This is a genomic window from Sphingomonas hankookensis (genome assembly GCF_001619955.1).
Classification (GTDB): Bacteria; Pseudomonadota; Alphaproteobacteria; order Sphingomonadales; family Sphingomonadaceae; genus Sphingomonas; species Sphingomonas hankookensis_A.
Window position 1 is genome coordinate 33,167 of the sequence record NZ_LQQO01000015.1, and the last position, 17,176, is coordinate 50,342.

The 17,176-nt window shown below is 68.9% G+C and carries 14 protein-coding genes; 5 read left to right on the forward strand and 9 right to left on the reverse strand.

All coding sequences use genetic code 11. The annotated features are described in order from the left end of the window. Positions 1–9: 9 nt before the first annotated feature. The 3 genes from AVT10_RS09155 to hemC are packed head-to-tail and all read right to left on the reverse strand — an operon-like array spanning position 10 to position 2,532. Complete coding sequence (locus AVT10_RS09155; protein WP_066690048.1) at positions 10–930, reverse strand: hypothetical protein; 921 nt, start codon at positions 928–930, stop codon at positions 10–12. Positions 931–964: 34 nt separating this feature from the next. Beyond that, a complete protein-coding gene (locus AVT10_RS09160; RefSeq protein ID WP_066690051.1) occupies positions 965–1,624 on the reverse strand; it encodes a uroporphyrinogen-III synthase in 660 nt (219 codons plus the stop codon). Continuing rightward, complete coding sequence (gene hemC / locus AVT10_RS09165; RefSeq protein ID WP_066690053.1) at positions 1,621–2,532, reverse strand: hydroxymethylbilane synthase; 912 nt, start codon at positions 2,530–2,532, stop codon at positions 1,621–1,623. The genes AVT10_RS09160 and hemC overlap by 4 nt, the downstream gene beginning before the upstream one ends. A gap of 307 nt (positions 2,533–2,839) precedes the next feature. Here hemC and tsaD point away from each other — a divergent pair, with 307 nt between their 5' ends. The 3 genes from tsaD (at position 2,840) to AVT10_RS09180 (ending at position 7,143) form a co-directional block, all read left to right on the forward strand. Further along, a complete protein-coding gene (gene tsaD, locus AVT10_RS09170; protein WP_066690056.1) occupies positions 2,840–3,880 on the forward strand; it encodes a tRNA (adenosine(37)-N6)-threonylcarbamoyltransferase complex transferase subunit TsaD in 1,041 nt (346 codons plus the stop codon). Continuing rightward, positions 3,877–4,851 carry an NAD(P)H-dependent glycerol-3-phosphate dehydrogenase gene (locus AVT10_RS09175; protein ID WP_066690058.1) on the forward strand — a complete coding sequence of 325 codons (975 nt, stop codon included), beginning with the start codon at positions 3,877–3,879 and terminating at the stop codon, positions 4,849–4,851. The genes tsaD and AVT10_RS09175 overlap by 4 nt, the downstream gene beginning before the upstream one ends. An 84-nt stretch (positions 4,852–4,935) precedes the next feature. Continuing rightward, positions 4,936–7,143, forward strand: a complete 2,208-nt coding sequence (locus AVT10_RS09180) for a TonB-dependent receptor (protein WP_126014946.1) — start codon at positions 4,936–4,938, stop codon at positions 7,141–7,143. Here AVT10_RS09180 and AVT10_RS09185 read toward each other — a convergent pair. The 4 genes from AVT10_RS09185 to metX all read right to left on the reverse strand — a co-directional run bounded on the left by AVT10_RS09185 (position 7,140) and on the right by metX (position 10,744). Beyond that, the gene (locus AVT10_RS09185) at positions 7,140–8,150 is read right to left on the reverse strand and encodes an aldo/keto reductase (protein ID WP_066690062.1); all 1,011 of its coding nucleotides are present in this window, start codon (positions 8,148–8,150) and stop codon (positions 7,140–7,142) included. The two genes, AVT10_RS09180 and AVT10_RS09185, sit on opposite strands and share 4 nt — an antisense overlap. Before the next feature lie 69 nt (positions 8,151–8,219). After that, positions 8,220–8,933 (reverse strand): hypothetical protein, encoded by a 714-nt coding sequence (locus AVT10_RS09190; protein ID WP_157092723.1) that lies wholly within the window; start codon positions 8,931–8,933, stop codon positions 8,220–8,222. A 75-nt stretch (positions 8,934–9,008) separates the two neighbouring features. Further along, on the reverse strand, positions 9,009–9,620 hold the full coding sequence (gene metW, locus AVT10_RS09195; RefSeq protein WP_066690065.1) for a methionine biosynthesis protein MetW: 612 nt from the start codon (positions 9,618–9,620) through the stop codon (positions 9,009–9,011). Beyond that, positions 9,617–10,744 carry a homoserine O-acetyltransferase MetX gene (gene metX / locus AVT10_RS09200; RefSeq protein ID WP_066690067.1) on the reverse strand — a complete coding sequence of 376 codons (1,128 nt, stop codon included), beginning with the start codon at positions 10,742–10,744 and terminating at the stop codon, positions 9,617–9,619. The genes metW and metX overlap by 4 nt, the downstream gene beginning before the upstream one ends. Positions 10,745–10,912: 168 nt before the next feature. Between metX and hisC the strand changes: the two genes are divergently transcribed. Then, positions 10,913–12,007, forward strand: a complete 1,095-nt coding sequence (hisC, locus tag AVT10_RS09205; protein WP_066690070.1) for a histidinol-phosphate transaminase — start codon at positions 10,913–10,915, stop codon at positions 12,005–12,007. Further along, positions 12,007–12,915, forward strand: a complete 909-nt coding sequence (locus AVT10_RS09210; RefSeq protein WP_066690072.1) for a prephenate/arogenate dehydrogenase family protein — start codon at positions 12,007–12,009, stop codon at positions 12,913–12,915. The genes hisC and AVT10_RS09210 overlap by 1 nt, the downstream gene beginning before the upstream one ends. A gap of 128 nt (positions 12,916–13,043) precedes the next feature. Here AVT10_RS09210 and AVT10_RS09215 read toward each other — a convergent pair whose 3' ends face one another. Together AVT10_RS09215 and ftsH are read right to left on the reverse strand one after the other, a co-directional pair. Then, on the reverse strand, positions 13,044–14,972 hold the full coding sequence (locus tag AVT10_RS09215; protein ID WP_066690074.1) for a CocE/NonD family hydrolase: 1,929 nt from the start codon (positions 14,970–14,972) through the stop codon (positions 13,044–13,046). A 203-nt stretch (positions 14,973–15,175) separates the two neighbouring features. Continuing rightward, on the reverse strand, positions 15,176–17,137 hold the full coding sequence (gene ftsH, locus AVT10_RS09220; RefSeq protein WP_066690076.1) for an ATP-dependent zinc metalloprotease FtsH: 1,962 nt from the start codon (positions 17,135–17,137) through the stop codon (positions 15,176–15,178). Positions 17,138–17,176 lie beyond the last annotated feature (39 nt).

The window sequence follows — 17,176 nt, forward strand, 5'->3', positions numbered from 1 at the left end:
GCGTTTCCTTTACAGCGTGGGGGAGACCGTCCCGGTAGCTTCGGGGGGAGCGGAGGGCAGCGGAGCTTGCTGCAGGATCACCGGCGGTGCCACCGGAGCGGGGCGCGGCGTGGTGAGCGCGACCGATTCCAGCTCGATCAGCGCCTTGCGCGCATCGACATAGCGTTTGGCGGCACTGGTCCACGCCGTGGCGTTGGCGACGCCGGGCAGCCGTTCGACCTCGGCGACGGCCTGTTCGACCTGTCCGGTATCGAGCCGTCGGCGCGCGCGCTCCAGCCGGTCGCTCGGGCGGCTGCTCGGCGTCGTGCCCTGGCGGATCACGATCAGCTGGCCCAGCTCCCGGCGCAGCCCGTCCCACCAATTCTCGCCCGTCGGGCCGGCGGTCAGCGGGATGGCGGCGGCGTCCAGCGCGGTGCGCAGATCGTCCAGCGTCACCGGGTTCTGCGCGGCGGCGATCAGGGTTCGGACCGCATCGGGCCGGCTGCTGCCGAACCGGTCGCGCAGCTGCGCCTCGAGATAGTCGAGGGGACGACCGCGATCCAGCGCGCGGCGCGTGGCGACGATCACCATCATGTCCTCGGCCCGGGTCGCATAGCCCGCCGCGTTGCGCGCGCTGCTGTCCAGCCCGACGATCCGCGTCTCCAGATCGGCGATGCGCGCGGCCAGTGCCGCCTCGCGCGCCGACAGGATCGGCAGCGCCGACACCTGCGCGGGCGGTGCGGGATTGGCGGCGGTGGGGGTGGGCTGCGCGGTCGGTGCTGCCGTCTGTTGCTGCGTGCCCCATCCGAAGCGCGGGGCGACATAGCGCAGCACCGCCAGCGTCGCGCCGATCCCGATGACGAAGGCGATGACGGCGATGGCCAGCCATCCCCGGCTGCCCCGGCGACGCGGATGACGGGTCGTCGGGAAGGGCGCATCTTCGCTGATCATGCCGCCTTATCCCCGCGCCCGTCCGCCGGGTCAATCATGCGTCGGCAAGGGACAGGGCGGCGGCGATCGTCGCCGCGTCGTCGGGACGCTCGGCAACCGCGACGGCGCGCCAGCCGGTGCCGAGCGCCTGCGCGACCGCCGGCGCGATGGCGGCAACCGCGATCGCGCCACGATCCTCGGCCAGCATCGCCAGCCGCCGTGCCGCGCGCGGCGAATGGACCAGCGCCACCGTGCCGGCGAGCAGCGCGGCGTCGACCGCTTCGATCGCCTCGCTGGCATAGACGGCACGGATCGTGGACAGGACGGCATGGCCCGCCACCGCCCGGTCGCGTGCGGTGAGCAGCAGCGCCCGGCGAACGCCCGCCCGTTCGGCCGCGTCGAGCAGCGCCTGCCCGTCACTATCGCCGGTCGCGACCACGTGCAGCCCCGCCGCCCGCGCCGCCGCCGCCGTCGCCGCGCCGACCGCATGGACCGGCAGCGTCGCATAGGCTTGCAGCGCCGCGCCCGCCTGTCGCACGGCATTGGCGCTGGTCAGGATCAGCGCGTCATGCTCCGTGGCGGACGGCGCGTCCCACGCCAGCGGCACGATGCGGAACAGCGGCAGGCGGATCGCCCGCCGTCCCAGCGCCTCGATCGCCTGCGCGGTGGCGGCATTGCCCGGTTCGGGGCGCAGCACCGCCAGCGGCCGGCTCATCGCGCGAACAGCTTTGCCACGCTCTCGGGCGCGCGCGCCAGCATCGTTTCGGCGAGAGTGCGCGGGAGGTCGATATCGTCGATCGCCCCGCTGGCGCTGTCGACCACCTGCGCGCTGCCGTCCTGCGCCAGCAATTGCGCGCGCAGCGTCAGTACGTCGCCGTCGATCGTCGCCAGCGCGCCGACCGGTGAATGGCAATCGGCGCCCAGGGCCGCCAGGAAACCGCGCTCGGCCCGCACCGCCTGATGCGTCGGCGCATGGTCGATCGCGCGGACAAAGGCGAGCGCGGCGGCGTCCTCCGCCCGGACCTCGATCCCCACCGCCCCCTGCGACGGCGCGGGCAGCAGCGTGTCGATCGACAGCGCGGTGCCGACCTCATGCCGCCCCAGCCGTTCCAGCCCGGCCGCGGCGAGCAGGGTCGCATCGACCTCCCCCGCCGCCAGCTTGGCAAGCCGCGTGTCGACATTGCCGCGAAACAGCACGATCCGCGCGTCGGGGCGGTGGCTCAGCACCTGCGCGGCGCGGCGCGGGCTGCTGGTGCCGACCACGCCGTCCCTGGGCAGGTCGGCGAGCGACGCGATCCCGACCAGCCGGTCGCGGACATCGGCGCGCGGCAGCATCGCGGCGATGCGGATTTCGGTCGGGCGGACCGTCTCGACGTCCTTCATCGAATGGACCGCCGCGTCGATTTCATGCGCGCACAATGCCCGGTCGAGTTCCTTGGTCCACAGCGCCTTGCCACCGATCTCGGCCAGCGCGCGGTCCTGCACCCGGTCGCCGGTGGTCTTGATCATCACGATCTCGATGGTCGCCGGATCGATCCCGTGCGCCTTTGCCAGCGCGTCGCGGGTCGCGTGCGCCTGCACCAATGCCAGCGGCGATCCGCGCGTGCCCAGTTTGAACGTCATCGGTGCTCGCTATCCGTCGCGTTCGCTTGGGGCAAGGTGGAGAAAGTTGGTTCACGCGGAGGCGCGGAGGCGCGGAGAAGAAGTTTGTTTTCGCGCAGAGGCGCAGAGGACGCAGAGAAGATGCGAGTGTCGCCGCGTCAGCGGCTCCGAGACAAGCGTCTCCCGATCGCGGGCGGGTCATCCCAATCGCAACCCCTCTGCGCCCTCTGCGCCTCTGCGCGATCAAAATCCCTTCTTCTTCGCGCCTCTGCGCCTTCGCGTGAACCAATCTTCCTACCGCCACCCGATCCGCGCTACAGCCGACCCCATGTCCACCCCCCTCATCCTCGGTATCGAATCCAGCTGCGACGAAACCGCTGTCGCGCTGGTGCGTGGCGACCGCACCATCCTGTCGCATCGCCTCGCGGGACAGGAGGCGGCGCACGCCCCCTATGGCGGTGTCGTCCCCGAAATCGCCGCGCGCGCGCATGTCGAGATCCTGCCCTCGCTGGTCGAGGGCGCGCTGGCCGATGCCGGCGTCAAGCTAACCGATGTCGATGCGATCGCCGCCACCGCCGGCCCTGGGCTGATCGGCGGGGTGATGGTCGGGCTGGTCACCGCCAAGGCGCTGGCGCTGGCGGCGAACAAGCCGCTGGTCGCGGTCAACCATCTGGAGGGCCATGCGCTCTCCCCCCGGCTGACCGACCCCGACCTCGCCTATCCCTATCTGCTGCTGCTGGTGTCGGGCGGCCATTGCCAGCTGCTCCGCGTCGATGGCGTCGGTCAATATCGGCGGCTGGGCACCACCATCGACGATGCGGCGGGCGAAGCATTCGACAAGACCGCGAAGGTGCTCGGCCTCGGCTATCCCGGCGGCCCGCGAGTCGAAGCGGCGGCGATGGAGGGCGATGCGAAGGCGGTGCCGCTGCCCCGGCCGCTGGTCGGCACGCCTGACCCGCATTTTTCCTTCGCGGGCCTGAAGAGCGCGGTGCTGCGCGCGCACGATGCCGGCATCCACTCGACCCCCGACATCGCGGCGTCGTTCCAACAGGCGGTGGTCGACTGCCTGCTCGACCGCACGAAACTGGCGCTGCACCTCGCCGGCCCGGTCAGCGCGCTGGTAGTGGCGGGTGGGGTCGCCGCCAATCGCGCGGTGCGGGGCGCGCTGGAGGGGCTGGCCGCAGCGAACGGCCTGCGCTTCGTCGCGCCGCCGCTCTGGCTGTGCACCGACAATGCCGCCATGATCGCCTGGGCCGGGGCGGAGCGGTTCATGGCGGGGCATAGCGACCCGCTCGACGTGGCGGCGCGGCCGCGCTGGCCGCTCGATCCGTCGGCGGAAAAGGTGCGTGGGGCAGGAGTGAAGGCATGAAGATCGGGGTCATCGGCGGCGGCGCATGGGGTACCGCGCTGGCGCAGGTTGCGGCGCGCGGCGGCGATGTGACGCTGTGGGTACGCGAGGGCGAGGTCGCCGACGCGATCAACGCCACCCGCACCAACCCGCTGTTCCTGCCCGGCGTCACCCTGTCCGACGCCATCCGTGCGACGACGGATGCCGGCGAACTGCACGATACGGAGGCGCTGCTGGTCGTCGCCCCGGCGCAGCATGTCCGCAGCGTGTTGTCGGCGATCGATGTCGGCACCCGCGCGCTGGTGCTGTGCGCGAAGGGGATCGAGGCGGGGACGCGGCTGCTGGTGGGCGAGGTGGCGCGCGCCGTCCATCCCCAGGCGCCGGTCGCGGTGCTGTCCGGCCCGACCTTCGCGCATGAGGTCGCGGCGGGCAAGCCGACCGCCGTCACCCTCGCCTGTGCCGATGCACCCTTGCGCGACCGGCTGGCCGAACGGCTCGCTGCCCCCGCCTTCCGCCCCTATGCGAGCGACGACGTGATCGGCGCCGAGATCGGCGGCGCGGTCAAGAACGTCCTCGCCATCGCCTGCGGCGTGGTCGAGGGCGCGGGGCTCGGCCAGAATGCGCGGGCATCGGTGATCGCGCGCGGCTTTGCCGAAATGACCCGTTTCGGCCTCGCACGCGGCGCACGGGCGGAAACGCTGGCCGGGCTGTCGGGGCTGGGCGATCTGGTGCTGACCTGTTCGTCGACCGCGTCGCGCAACTATTCGTTGGGCGTCGGGCTGGGGCAGGGCCGCGCCGCCGCCGAGCTGATGGCCGATCGCCGGACGGTGGCCGAAGGCGCGTTCACCGCCCCGGTCCTGCGTGAGGCGGCGGCCGAGGCCGGGGTCGACATGCCGGTGACGGCGGCGGTCGGGGCATTGCTGGACGGCACGCCGGTCGCGCAGGTGATCGACACATTGCTCGCCCGGCCGCTCCGCCACGAAGGGCTGTAACCGACCCGGCTGGTCGGTCGCGATTTTCTTCCCTATGGGCCGGCGCCTGTTTTGGGGGGAAGAGAGTTGCGACCGACCGTCAGCGTGCCGACACGATCGGCCATCGTCGCGGCGTTGAGCCTGTGCGCGACGCCGGCCATGGCGCAGGACCGAGCAAGCGACAGCGAGATCATCGTCACCGCGCAGCGGCGCGAAGAGCGGGCCGACGACGTGCCGATCGCGGCGACGGTGCTGGAAGCGGCGCGGCTGGACGATCAGGACGTGCGCAGCCTCGACCGGCTGGGGGCCAATGTCCCCAACCTCTATCTCACGCGCAATTTCGGCACGACCTCCGGCGCGCTCGTCTTCCTGCGGGGGGTGGGCGAGGGTGATTCGATCTTCACCAACGACCCGCCGGTCGGCATCTATGTCGACGACGTGCTGCTGCCGCGTGCGACGGGATCGCTACTCGACCTGATCGATATCGAACGGATCGAGGTGCTGCGCGGGCCGCAGGGGACGCTCTATGGCCGCAACACCTCGGGCGGCGCGATCAAGGTCGTGACGAAGCGCCCGACGACCGATGGCGTCAACGGCATGACCGACCTGACCATCGGCAGCTATCGTCGGGTCGACGCACGCGGCACGGTCAACCTGCCGCTGTCGGACCAGGCGGCGCTGCGGCTGTCGGGCATTTCACGCAACCAGCGCGGCTGGGGCCGCAACCTGACCGACGGCGCGGTGGTCAACGGACAGGACGTGCAGGGCGGGCGCGCCAGCCTGTTCTGGACGCCGGCCGACCGACTGACGCTGCTGGCGACCGCCGACCTGACGCGCGAGCGCTCCACGCCGCGCTTCCCGCAGCAATTCCTGCCCGACGCAGCGCGTCCCGGCCGCTTCACCAATGTCTTTCGCGAGCGCGACGGGCGTATCGACCGGTTCCGTTCGGCCGATACCATGCCGCTCAACAAGACCGACAGCGGCGGCGCCTCGCTGCGCGCCGACTATGCGTTGGGTTCGGCCACGACGCTGACCTCGATCACCGGCTGGCGCAGCTTGCGCTCGCGGATCGGCTTCGACCAGACCGCAAATCCCCCCGGCAGCGGGACGGCGGTCATCCTGTTGCAGGACCAGCGCCAGCATAGCGTGAGCCAGGAAATCAACCTTGCCGGCAGCGCGCTGGACGGGCGGATCGACTGGCTGGCGGGCGGCTATTATTTCCACGAACATAATGACCAGCTGACCGCGATCAGCTTCGCCACCCCGGCGGGAACCGCGGCGCGCTATCGCACCGACGACTTCTTTGCGGCACCGTCGCGCGGGTCGGGCACCGGCGGCACCTGGTCGCTCTATCGTCCGGCGCTCGACACCGACAGCTGGTCGGCCTTCGCCTCCGCGACGGGGAAGATCGGGAAGGCGCGGCTGACGCTGGGCGCGCGCTGGACCGACGAGCGCAAGCGCTACGACGTGCAGTTCCTGACCGCGCCCGATACCGTGCTGGTCCTGCCTGATGGTCGTCGTGCCGAACGCACGATCCGGCAGTCATGGCGCGACCTGTCGCCGCGCGTGGCGGTGGATTACCGGCTGGGCGAGGTGCTGGCCTATGCGTCGGTCGCCAAGGGCTTCCGTAGCGGCAGCTTCGACGGACGCGCGCGCAACATCGACTTCGTGATGAACCGCCAGTCGGCAATCGCGCCCGAACGGGTCTGGACCTATGAGGTCGGCGCGAAGGGCAATGCGGCCGGTGGGCGCGTTCGCTGGGACGTCGACTATTTCGTCAGCGACTATACCGACATCGCCTTCTCCGCCGCCCGCGCCGGCACCCCGCCCGAAATCTTTCGGCAGAATGTCGGCGATGCCCGGATTCAGGGGCTGGAGGCGGACGCGAGTGCACGGCCTCTGCCCTGGCTGGAGGTCGGCGGCTGGATCGCGACACTGTCCGACCGCTTCACCCGGCTGAAGACCAGCCCCGGCTGCACCGCCTTCGTCGCCGATGAGCGCGACCTCGACCTGCGCTTCACGCCGGCCTTTCGTTATCAGCTGCGGGCGGCGGTGACGCGGGGCGGCTGGCGGCTGGGCGGTGATGTCACCGGGGCGTCGCCCTATAACATTGCGCTTTGCAACGAACCGCAGCACCGGGTGACCAATGCGGAGCAGGCCAATGCCCAGCTGGCCTATGCTACGGGTCCGTGGACGATGATGCTGGCTGCGACCAACCTGACCGACCGGCGCTTCAACACCGGCAGCGTCGGCGCGATCGGCTATCCGGTCGCCCCGCGCGAGGTGACGGTGACGCTGCGCCGGGCGTTCTAGCCGTCCAATTCCTCCCCAGTCAGCAGTTCGGTATCGATCTGCGCCTGCGCGGCGGCGGCATAGCGCGCGCCGGTCAGTGCATTGGGCGGAAGCAGCGCATCGACGGCGGCCAGCGTGTCGGGCGATATCGCCAGCGTAGCGGCGGCGACATTGTCCTCGAGATGGGCGATGGAGCGCGTACCGGGGATCGGCACGATATGCGGCGCGCGGGCGAGCAGCCAGCCGAGCGCCAGCTGCGCCGGAGTGATGCCGGCTTCGGTGGCGATGCGGTCATAGGCATCGATGACGGCGAGGTTGCGCGACAGCTGCGGCTCGACGAAGCGCGGCATGGTGCGGCGGATATCGCCTGCCACATAATCGTCGGCGCGCACACTACCCGCCAACAGTCCGCGAGCGACCGGCGAGAAAGCGACGAAGCCGATGCCGAGTTCGCGGCAGGTGTCGAGCACGGCGACCTCCGGATTGCGGACGGCGGGGGAATATTCGCTCTGCACCGCGGCGATCGGGTGGATCGCATGGGCGCGCCGGATGGTCGCGGCGGACATTTCGCTCAGGCCCAATGCTCCGATCTTGCCGGCTTCCTTCGCGCGAACCAGCGCTCCGACCGATTCCTCGATCGGCACGTTCGGGTCGAGCCGGTGGAGATAATAAAGGTCGATATGATCCGTCCCGAGCCGGCCGAGCGCGGCGTCGAGCGTCGTCGCGATCGCGTCGGGCGATCCGTCGAGAATGCGCTGGCCACCCCGCATATCCAGCACGCATTTGCTGGCCAGCGTAAATTCCGACCGCCGATGCAGCACCTGCGCCACCAGCCGCTCGTTCGCCCCGCCGCCATAGAGCGCGGCGGTGTCGAGCAACGTCACGCCGAGATCGAGTGCGCGGTTCAGGAGCGCCAAGCCCTCCGCCTCGGTCGCCGGCTCGCCATAGGCATGGCTGAGGTTCATGCAGCCGAGACCGATCGCCGAAACGGTGAACGGTCCGATCGTGCGGGTCGGCAAATTCGTCATGGTGGCACTCCCGTTTGGCATTCGCGGTCCGCAAGACGCGCGAACGGGGGGCCTAGTCAAGCCAAGGCGTCAGCGCGCCGCCATGCGATAGCCGCCACCGGTCACATCGGTCGAGGCGACGAGGATCTGCGGATCGACCTTCAGCGTCGGCACCTGACCCGCCTGCCACGCCGCCAGTTCGACCCGATACTGGTCATAGGCGCGGTAGAAGTCGACGAAGGGCTGGTCGAGCGAGGCGATCCCCGGCGCCGCGAAACCGTCGATCCCGCCCACCGGCAGGTCGGCGACCTGCGCCAGCATCGGCAGCGCGGTGGCGCAGAACTGGTCGCGCACCGGCGGCTGGGCGAAGTAGTTATAGACCCGCGTCATCGCGTCGTCGAACCGGTCCTGCCAGTCGCCGCCGCCCCGGCGATATTCGGCCTCCAGCGCCTTGTGCGCGGCGGCGAAACGGGCGGCATGGACCTTCAGCAGACGGTTATACTGCGCGACGCCGGACGGGTCGGCGATATTGCAGTGGAGCGCGGCGACGTTCAGCGCCGACCGCAGATGCCAGACGGCGGCATCGGCCGACAGCGCGTGGTTGGGCGTCGCGTAATTACCGTCGGCGAGCACGGCCGGAATGGTGAGGTTGGCGGCGGCCCCCATCGGCGGCTTCGGCTTGGGCGCGGGTGTCGCGACCGGCACCGGTGGCGGCGTGACCACCGCGACTTCGGGCGTCTTGCGCGCGCAGCCGTGGAGCAGCGCGGCACCACAGGCAGCGAGCAGGAGCAGGCGTGTACGCATCGAACCGATTCCCGTCTTGTCCCCCGACAGCACGGAAATATCGGCCGCAAAGCCTTCGCAATGGTTAACGCGGCGTCAGCGTTTGAGCAGGAACACCGCATGTTCGGCACGGAAATTGGCCGCCGCCGCCGTGGTCCGCCTGCCCTTCGACAGGAACCATGCATCGACCACCGTGATCCCCCGCTTGGCGACATAGGCGCGGAAATCGTCGATCGTCAGGTGGTGGATGTTCGGCGTCTCATACCATTCGAGCGGCAACAGCTTCGTCACCGGCATCCGCCCGCCCCAGAGCAGCGACGCGCGCACCCGCCAATGGGCGAAGTTGGGAAAGGACACGAACGCCTGCGCGCCGATGCGCAGCAGATGGTCGAGCACGACATGCGGCCGCATCGCAGTCTGCAACGTCTGGCTGAGGATCGCATAGTCGAAGCTGGCGTCGGGATAGTCGGCCAGGTCGCGATCGGCATCGCCCTGCATCACCGACAGCCCGCGCGCCATCGCATCGGCGACATTGCCCGGATCGATCTCCAGCCCGCGCGCATCGACGCCGCGTTCGTCGCGCAGCGCCGCCATCAACTGTCCGTCGCCGCACCCGACATCCAGCACGCGCGATCCCCGCGCGACATGCGCGGCGATGATTGCGAGGTCGGGGCGCAGGGAGGGCTGTGATCCGCCTGTCGTCGTCATGCGCCTGCCTCCAGAAACCCGCGCATGATCCGGTCGAGTTCGGGTGAATCGAGCAGGAACGCGTCATGGCCGAACGGCGAGGACAGTTCGACGAAGCTGGCCGGCGCCCCGGCGGCGTTCAGCGCATGGACGATGTTGCGCGACTCGGCGGTCGGATACAGCCAGTCGGTATCGAAACTGACGATGCAGAACCGCGCCTTCGTCGCGCGGAACGCGTTGGCGAGCACCCCGCCATGCTCCTCCGCCAGGTCAAAATAATCGAGCGCGCGGGTGATGTAGAGATAGCTGTTCGCGTCGAACCGGTCGGTGAACGCCAGCCCCTGGTGGCGCAGATAGCTTTCGACCTGGAAATCGGCGTCGAAGCCGAAGGTCTTGGCACCCGCCTGTCCATCGGCGCGCGCCTGCAGCTTGCGGCCGAACTTGGCGGTCAGGCCCGCCTCGGACAGATAGGTGATGTGCGCCGCCATCCGCGCCACCGACAACCCGGCGGCGGGGGGCGATCCGTCGGCATAATAGTCGCCGCCGCGCCAGTTGGGATCGGCCATGATCGCCTGTCGCCCGACTTCGTGGAACGCGATATTCTGCGCCGAATGCCGCGCGGTCGACGCGATCACGACCACCGCCTCGACCCGGTCGGGCAGGGTCGCGGCCCAGGACAGCGCCTGCATGCCCCCCATCGATCCACCGACCACCGCGCGTAGCCGGTCGATCCCGAGATGGTCGAGCAGCATCCCCTGCGCGCGCACCATGTCGCGGATGGTCAGCACGGGGAAGCGCATCGCGTAGGGCGCACCGGTCGCAGGGTCGATGCTGGCGGGACCCGACGATCCCATGCAGCTGCCCAGCACGTTCGAACAGATGACGAAATGCTTGTTGAGGTCGATCGGCTTGCCCGGTCCGACCATGCGCGACCACCAGCCCGGCTTGCCGGTGCGCGGATGGGTGGAGGCGACATGCTGGTCGCCGGTCAGCGCGTGGCAGATCAGGATCGCATTGTCGCGCGCCGGCGACAGCGTGCCATAGGTTTCATAGGCGATGTCGATCGCGGGCAGCGTCGCGCCGCCATCCAGCGCAAGCGGCGTGGAGAGGGTAGCGCGGCGATCGGGACCGAAACGGGAATCCATGGCGGTGCGGTAAGCGGGCGGCGCGGCGGGTTCAAGGGTCGGGGCGCGCCACGCACATCGTCACCCCGGGCTTGACCCGGGGTGACGTAGGAATATGGGGCCACCGGCACCACCCCACTTGCCCCAAAACCTTGCGTTACGCGGCTGCATTTGCCACTGCCCGGACCCATGAACGCGCCTGCTCCCAAGCCATGGATCCTCGACATCGCCCCCTATGTCCCCGGCCGGTCCAAGACCGATGACGGGCGGCAGGTGGCGAAGCTGTCGTCGAACGAAAATCCGCTCGGCACCTCGCCGCATGCCCGCGCCGCCTTTGCGACCGCGGACCGCAGCCTCGAACGCTATCCCGACCCTGCCGCCGCCGATCTGCGGGTGGCGATCGGGCAGGCGCATGGGCTGGATCCGGCGCGGATCATCTATGGCACCGGGTCGGACGAGGTGCTGCATCTTGCCGCCGGGGCCTATGCGGGGCAGGGCGACGAGGTGATCTTCGTCCGCTACGGCTTTGCGGTCTATGAGATCGCCACGCGGCGGGTCGGCGCGACGCCGGTGATCGCCCCGGACAAGGACTATGCGACCGACGTCGATGCGATCCTGTCCTGCGTGACCGAGCGGACGCGCGTCGTGTTCGTCGCCAATCCGAACAATCCGACCGGCACCTATGCCGCGCGCAGCGAGATTGCGCGGCTGCACGCCGGGCTGCCGTCGCACGTGCTGCTGGTACTCGATCAGGCCTATGCCGAATATCTGGAGCCGGCGGAGGACGATCACGGCCTCGAACTCGCCAAGACCCAGCCGAACGTGCTGGTGACCCGGACCTTTTCGAAGATTCACGGCCTTGCCGCCGAGCGGATCGGCTGGGGCTATGGTTCGGCGGAGGCGATCGATGCGATGCACCGCATCCGCGCGCCGTTCAACGTGACCACCGCCGGGCAGCAGGCGGCGATCGCCGCGATCCGCGACAAGGGTTTCGTCGAGGCGAGCCGCGCGCACAACCGCCAGTGGCGCACCTGGTTCGAGGGTGAGATCGCGGCACTGGGCAATGCGGGCCTGCGCGCCGTGCCGTCCAAGGCCAATTTCGTGCTGGTCCTGTTCGACGGGCCGGTGAGCGCGGGCGATGCGTATCAGGCGCTGATGGGCCGGGGCTATATCGTGCGCTGGCTGCCGGGACAGGGCCTTGCCAACGGCCTGCGCATCTCGATCGGCACCGAGGCGGAGGTGCGCGGGATCGCCGCCGCGCTGCGCGAGATCGTGGGCGGCTGATGCTGCCTTTCTCCCGCGTCGCCATCATCGGGCTGGGGCTGATCGGGTCGTCGATCGCGCGGGCGGTCCGTGCCGAGATGCCGACGGTGCGGCTGACCGGGCATGATGCGTCGGCCGAGGCGCGCGAGCAGGTGCGCGCGCTCGGACTCGTCGACGATTGTACCGACCATGCCGGTGCGGCGGTGATCGATGCCGATCTGGTCATCCTGTGCGTGCCGGTGGGCGCAATCGGGGCGGTCGCCGCGGAGATTGCCGATGATCTGCCGGCAGGCGTGATCGTCAGCGATGTCGGGTCGAGCAAGGCCGGGGTCGCCACTGCCTTCGCCGAAGCGCTGCCGGGCGTGACGGTGGTGCCGGCGCATCCGGTGGCGGGGACCGAGCGCAGCGGGCCGGACGCGGGCTTCGCGACCCTGTTCAAGGGGCGCTGGTGCATCCTGACCCCGGCGGCCGATGCCGATCCGATGGCGGTCGAGCGCGTCGGTGAGTTCTGGCGGCGGCTGGGTGCCGAGATCGACACGATGGACGCGCAGCATCACGACCTGGTGCTGGCGGTGACCAGCCATCTGCCGCACCTGATCGCCTATACCATCGTCGGCACCGCATCCGACCTGGAGGCGGTGACGCAGAGCGAGGTCATCAAATATTCGGCGGGCGGCTTCCGCGACTTCACCCGTATCGCCGCGTCGGACCCGACGATGTGGCGCGACGTGTTCCTGGCGAACAAGGATGCGGTGCTGGCGATGCTCCAGCGCTTCTCGGAAGACCTGTCGGCGCTGCAACGCGCGATCCGGTGGGACAAGGGCGACGAGCTGTTCGACCTGTTCACCCGGACCCGGGCGATCCGGCGGTCGATCGTCGAACAGGGGCAGGACGACGCCCGCGAGGATTTCGGGCGGAGCCACGGGTAGGGGCGTTCGTCTCCCCACGTACCAAGAACGTCACCCCAGCGCAGGCTGGGGTCTCCTCGTGGCGGTCGATCCGCCAACCAACAGGGAGACCCCAGCCTGCGCTGGGGTGACGCTCTTGGCTTGAGCCGTTACTTCGCCTCCACCACCGGCAGCCATACCGCGCTCGGGCTGCTGCCGCCGCGTTCGATCGTTACCGTCGCCTTCTTGTACGCATCCTTGGGCGCGGTGAAGATGTTCGGGACATAGGTCTGCGGGTTGCGGTCGTAGAGCGGGAACAGCGACGACTGGACCTGGACCATGATGCGGTGGCCCGGCTGGAACACATGGTTCACGGTCGGCAGCCGGAAGCGATAGCGCTGCGTCTTGTTCGCCGGGATCGCCGAGGGCTTGGCGAAGTCGTTGCGGTAGCGGCCGCGGAAGATGTCGAGGCTGATCGGCAGCTGATATCCGCCCATCGCCGGCTGACCGGGCACGACGTCGGGATAGACGTCGATCACCTTCACCACGAAATCGCCGTCGGTGCCGGTCGTCCTGGCAAAGATATCGGCGATCGGCGCGCCGGCGACCTTGACCGGCTGCGTGAGCACCGGCGTCTGGTAGGTCATGACGTCGGTGCGGCCGTCGACATGGCGCTGGTCGCTGACCAGCCACGCCTTCCACCGGCCGTCATCGAAATTGACCGGACGCGACAGGTGCGGGACGGGCTTGGCAGGGTCGGAGACATAGCTGTCGCCACCGGCCTTGGCCGCGGTGAAGCCGAGGTCGCCGTCCGCGCCGAGATAGATGGGTTTCAGCGGTGCGGCGCAGCCCTTCGCGCAGGACAGCGGCCACTGGGGCAGTTCGTCCCAGTGATTCTCGCCGGTGTTGTAGATCAGCGCCTGGGGCGGGGTGAAGGCGGGGCGGCCGTCGCGCAGATACTGGTCGAAGAACGGGAACAGATACTTCTCGCGCCATTGGAGCGCGGTGTCGCCGTTGAACTTCAGGTCGCCGAGCGTCGAGCCGTCGTAATTCGCGCCGCTGTGGCGCCACGGCCCCATGACGAGGAAGTTATTGCCGCCCTTGCCCTTGGCCTTCAGCGCTTCCCAGGCGGTGATGGCGCCGTACATGTCCTCCTGATCCCACAGCCCCTGTTCCCACATCGTGGGGACGTTGGAGGGGTTGGCGGCGATCAGCTTGTCGAGCGCCTGTCCCTGCCAATAGGCGTCGTAGGACGGGTGGGCGACGAAGCGCTGCCAGAAGGGGAGCTGGGCATAGCCCGACGCCTTGGCCCAGTCGTTCGCGGACCCGACGTTCCGGAACTGGTCGTAATCGTCATAGGTGGTGGAGGGCGGCGAGGCGCCGGGGCCCTTGTAGCCCGTCTGGCTGCCGATCCAGCCGATATTGGCGAGGCGGAACGCGCCGTAATGGAACCAGTCGTCGCCCATCCAGCCGTCGATCATCGGGCTTTCCGGCGCCGCGACCTTGAGCGCGGGATGCGGGTTCAGCAGCGCCATGACGACGGTGAATCCTTCGTACGACGACCCCAGCATGCCGACCCGGCCGTTGCTTTCGGGCAGGTTCGCCTTGTTCACCAGCCAGTCGATCGTGTCATAGGCGTCGGTGACGTGATCGACATTGGTCGGGTTCAGGGGGCCACGCACCGGGCGGGTGACGACATAATCGCCCTCCGACCCGTATTTGCCGCGAATGTCCTGGAACACGCGGATATAGCCGGCGCGGGTGAAGACCTCGTCGCCCTGCGGCAGCGTCGCGACATAGCTGGTGCTGTCGGCGCGCGCGACGCGGCCCGACGCGTTGTAGGGGGTGCGGGTCAGCAGGATCGGGGCGTTCGCCGCGCCCTTCGGGATCATGATGACCGTGTGCAGCTTCACCCCGTCGCGCATCGGGATCATCACTTCGCGCTTCACATAGTCGTATTTGTCGGTCGGCGGCACGAACTTCGCCGGGATGTCGCCGTTCGGCGGCCAGATGTCGGGACCGGGCTTCGCCGTCTGGGCGGCGAGGGTCGAGGCGCCGAGCGCGAGGGTGCAGGCGAGAAGCAGCGGGCGAATTCGCATGGGAACAAGGGACTCCTGACCGTGTCGCCGGGCGGCGATGCGATGATGTTACATCGTTCGGCGGAGTGTCAGGGAAGTCAATATGGGCGACGTGGATATCGGCACGATCGGCCCAAAGTTCACTAAGTTCACACTAGTGACGGCTTCGCGCACGCATGTGCCGACCGGTGGCGAAGCGATCGCTCCGCCACCGGTCAGGTCGTTCAGGCGCCCTGCGGCGTCGGCGATCCGAAGGGGCCGCGCGGGCGGCGGGTCTTCGGGATCGAGGTGCCGGCAGCGGCCAGCGGGGTCGAGGGCGTGCCCTCGTCGCGGCCGATATCCTCGCCCGCGATCAGCCGCTTGATCTCGTCGCCCGACAGGGTTTCATATTCGAGCAGCGCACCGGCCAGCGTGTGCAACTGATCGACATGTTCGGTCAGAAGTTGACGCGCGCGCTCCAAGCCACCTTCGACGATGCGCTTGATCTCGCTGTCGATCAGCTCGGCGGTCTTGTTCGACATGCGCGCCGGGGCCGAGGACGAATAGCCGAGGAAGCTTTCCCCCTGCGGTTCGGCATATTCGACCGGGCCGACCGCGTCGGACATGCCCCAGCGGGTGACCATGTCGCGGGCGAGCGACGTCGCCTGCTGAATGTCGCCCGAGGCGCCCGACGACACCTTGTCATAGCCGAAGATGATTTCCTCGGCGATGCGGCCGCCCATCGCGACCGACAGGTTCGCGTACATCTTGTCGCGGTGATAGCTGTACGAGTCGCGTTCCGGCAGGCGCATGACCATGCCCAGCGCGCGGCCGCGCGGGATGATCGTCGCCTTGTGGATCGGGTCCGATGCCGGTTCGTGGAGCGAGACGATGGCGTGGCCGGCCTCATGATAGGCGGTCATGCGCTTTTCGTCGTCGGTCATAACCATCGAGCGCCGCTCGGCACCCATCATGACCTTGTCCTTCGCCTCTTCGAATTCCGAATTGGCGACCAGCCGCTTGCCCTTGCGCGCCGCCATCAGCGCCGCTTCGTTGACGAGGTTGGCGAGATCGGCACCCGAGAAGCCCGGCGTGCCGCGCGCGATGACGCGTGCATCGACGTCGGGCGCCAGCGGCACCTTCTTCATATGGACCTGCAGGATCTTGATCCGGCCCTCGATATCGGGGCGGGGCACGACGACCTGGCGATCGAAGCGGCCCGGACGCAGCAGCGCGGGGTCGAGCACGTCGGGACGGTTGGTCGCCGCAACGATGATGATGCCCTCGTTCGCCTCGAAGCCGTCCATTTCGACCAGCAGCTGGTTCAGCGTCTGCTCGCGCTCGTCATTGCCATTGCCAAGACCCGCGCCACGATGGCGACCGACCGCGTCGATTTCGTCGATGAAGACGATGCAGGGGGCCGACTTCTTGGCCTGTTCGAACATGTCGCGGACGCGGGATGCGCCGACGCCGACGAACATCTCGACGAAGTCCGAACCCGAGATGGTGAAGAACGGCACGCCCGCTTCGCCGGCGATCGCGCGGGCGAGCAAAGTCTTGCCGGTGCCGGGCGAACCGACCAGCAGCGCACCCTTCGGAATCTTGCCCCCCAGACGGGCGAACTTGGTCGGGTCCTTCAGGAAGTCGACGATCTCGGTTAGCTCGGCACGCGCCTCGTCGATGCCGGCGACATCGTCGAAGGTGACCTTGCCTTCCTTCTGCGTCAGCATCCGCGCGCGCGACTTGCCGAAGCCCATTGCGCCGCCACCGCCGCCGCCCTTCTGCATCTGGCGCAGCACGAAGAAGGCGATGCCGAGGAACAGCAGGAACGGCAGCGACTGGACGAGAATCGCCATCCAGATGTTCGGCCCTTCCTCCGGACGGGCGTTCATGACGACGTTCTTCGCGCGCAGCCGTTCGATCAGGTTGGGATCGTTCAGCGCGTTGGTGCGGAACTTCTCGTCATTGGTCTGGATGCCGGTGATGGTGTTGGTCGCGATATTGACCTCACGCACCGATCCTTCGTCGACCCGGTTCAGGAAGGTCGAATAGGGGATCACCTGCCCCTGGGTCTGGGTCGACGGGCCGTTGAACAGCTGGACGAAGATCGCCAGCGACACCAGGATGCCGACCCAGATCAACAGGCTCTTCATCCAGGGGTTGCCGCCGTTATTGTCGGGGCCGTTCTGCTTGTCGTTGTCGTTCATGCGGACGTACTACCTCTCAGTGCACCCAAGATAGGCGAG

Bases quoted from the DNA above. Each gene is read 5' to 3' on its own strand.
- AVT10_RS09155 (WP_066690048.1), bottom strand. From the start codon at position 930: ATGATCAGCGAAGATGCGCCCTTCCCGACGACCCGTCATCCGCGTCGC.
- AVT10_RS09160 (WP_066690051.1), bottom strand. From the start codon at position 1,624: ATGAGCCGGCCGCTGGCGGTGCTGCGCCCCGAACCGGGCAATGCCGCC.
- hemC (WP_066690053.1), bottom strand. From the start codon at position 2,532: ATGACGTTCAAACTGGGCACGCGCGGATCGCCGCTGGCATTGGTGCAG.
- tsaD (WP_066690056.1), top strand. From the start codon at position 2,840: ATGTCCACCCCCCTCATCCTCGGTATCGAATCCAGCTGCGACGAAACC.
- AVT10_RS09175 (WP_066690058.1), top strand. From the start codon at position 3,877: ATGAAGATCGGGGTCATCGGCGGCGGCGCATGGGGTACCGCGCTGGCG.
- AVT10_RS09185 (WP_066690062.1), bottom strand. From the start codon at position 8,150: ATGACGAATTTGCCGACCCGCACGATCGGACCGTTCACCGTTTCGGCG.
- AVT10_RS09190 (WP_157092723.1), bottom strand. From the start codon at position 8,933: ATGCGTACACGCCTGCTCCTGCTCGCTGCCTGTGGTGCCGCGCTGCTC.
- metW (WP_066690065.1), bottom strand. From the start codon at position 9,620: ATGACGACGACAGGCGGATCACAGCCCTCCCTGCGCCCCGACCTCGCA.
- metX (WP_066690067.1), bottom strand. From the start codon at position 10,744: ATGGATTCCCGTTTCGGTCCCGATCGCCGCGCTACCCTCTCCACGCCG.
- hisC (WP_066690070.1), top strand. From the start codon at position 10,913: ATGAACGCGCCTGCTCCCAAGCCATGGATCCTCGACATCGCCCCCTAT.
- AVT10_RS09210 (WP_066690072.1), top strand. From the start codon at position 12,007: ATGCTGCCTTTCTCCCGCGTCGCCATCATCGGGCTGGGGCTGATCGGG.
- AVT10_RS09215 (WP_066690074.1), bottom strand. From the start codon at position 14,972: ATGCGAATTCGCCCGCTGCTTCTCGCCTGCACCCTCGCGCTCGGCGCC.
- ftsH (WP_066690076.1), bottom strand. From the start codon at position 17,137: ATGAACGACAACGACAAGCAGAACGGCCCCGACAATAACGGCGGCAAC.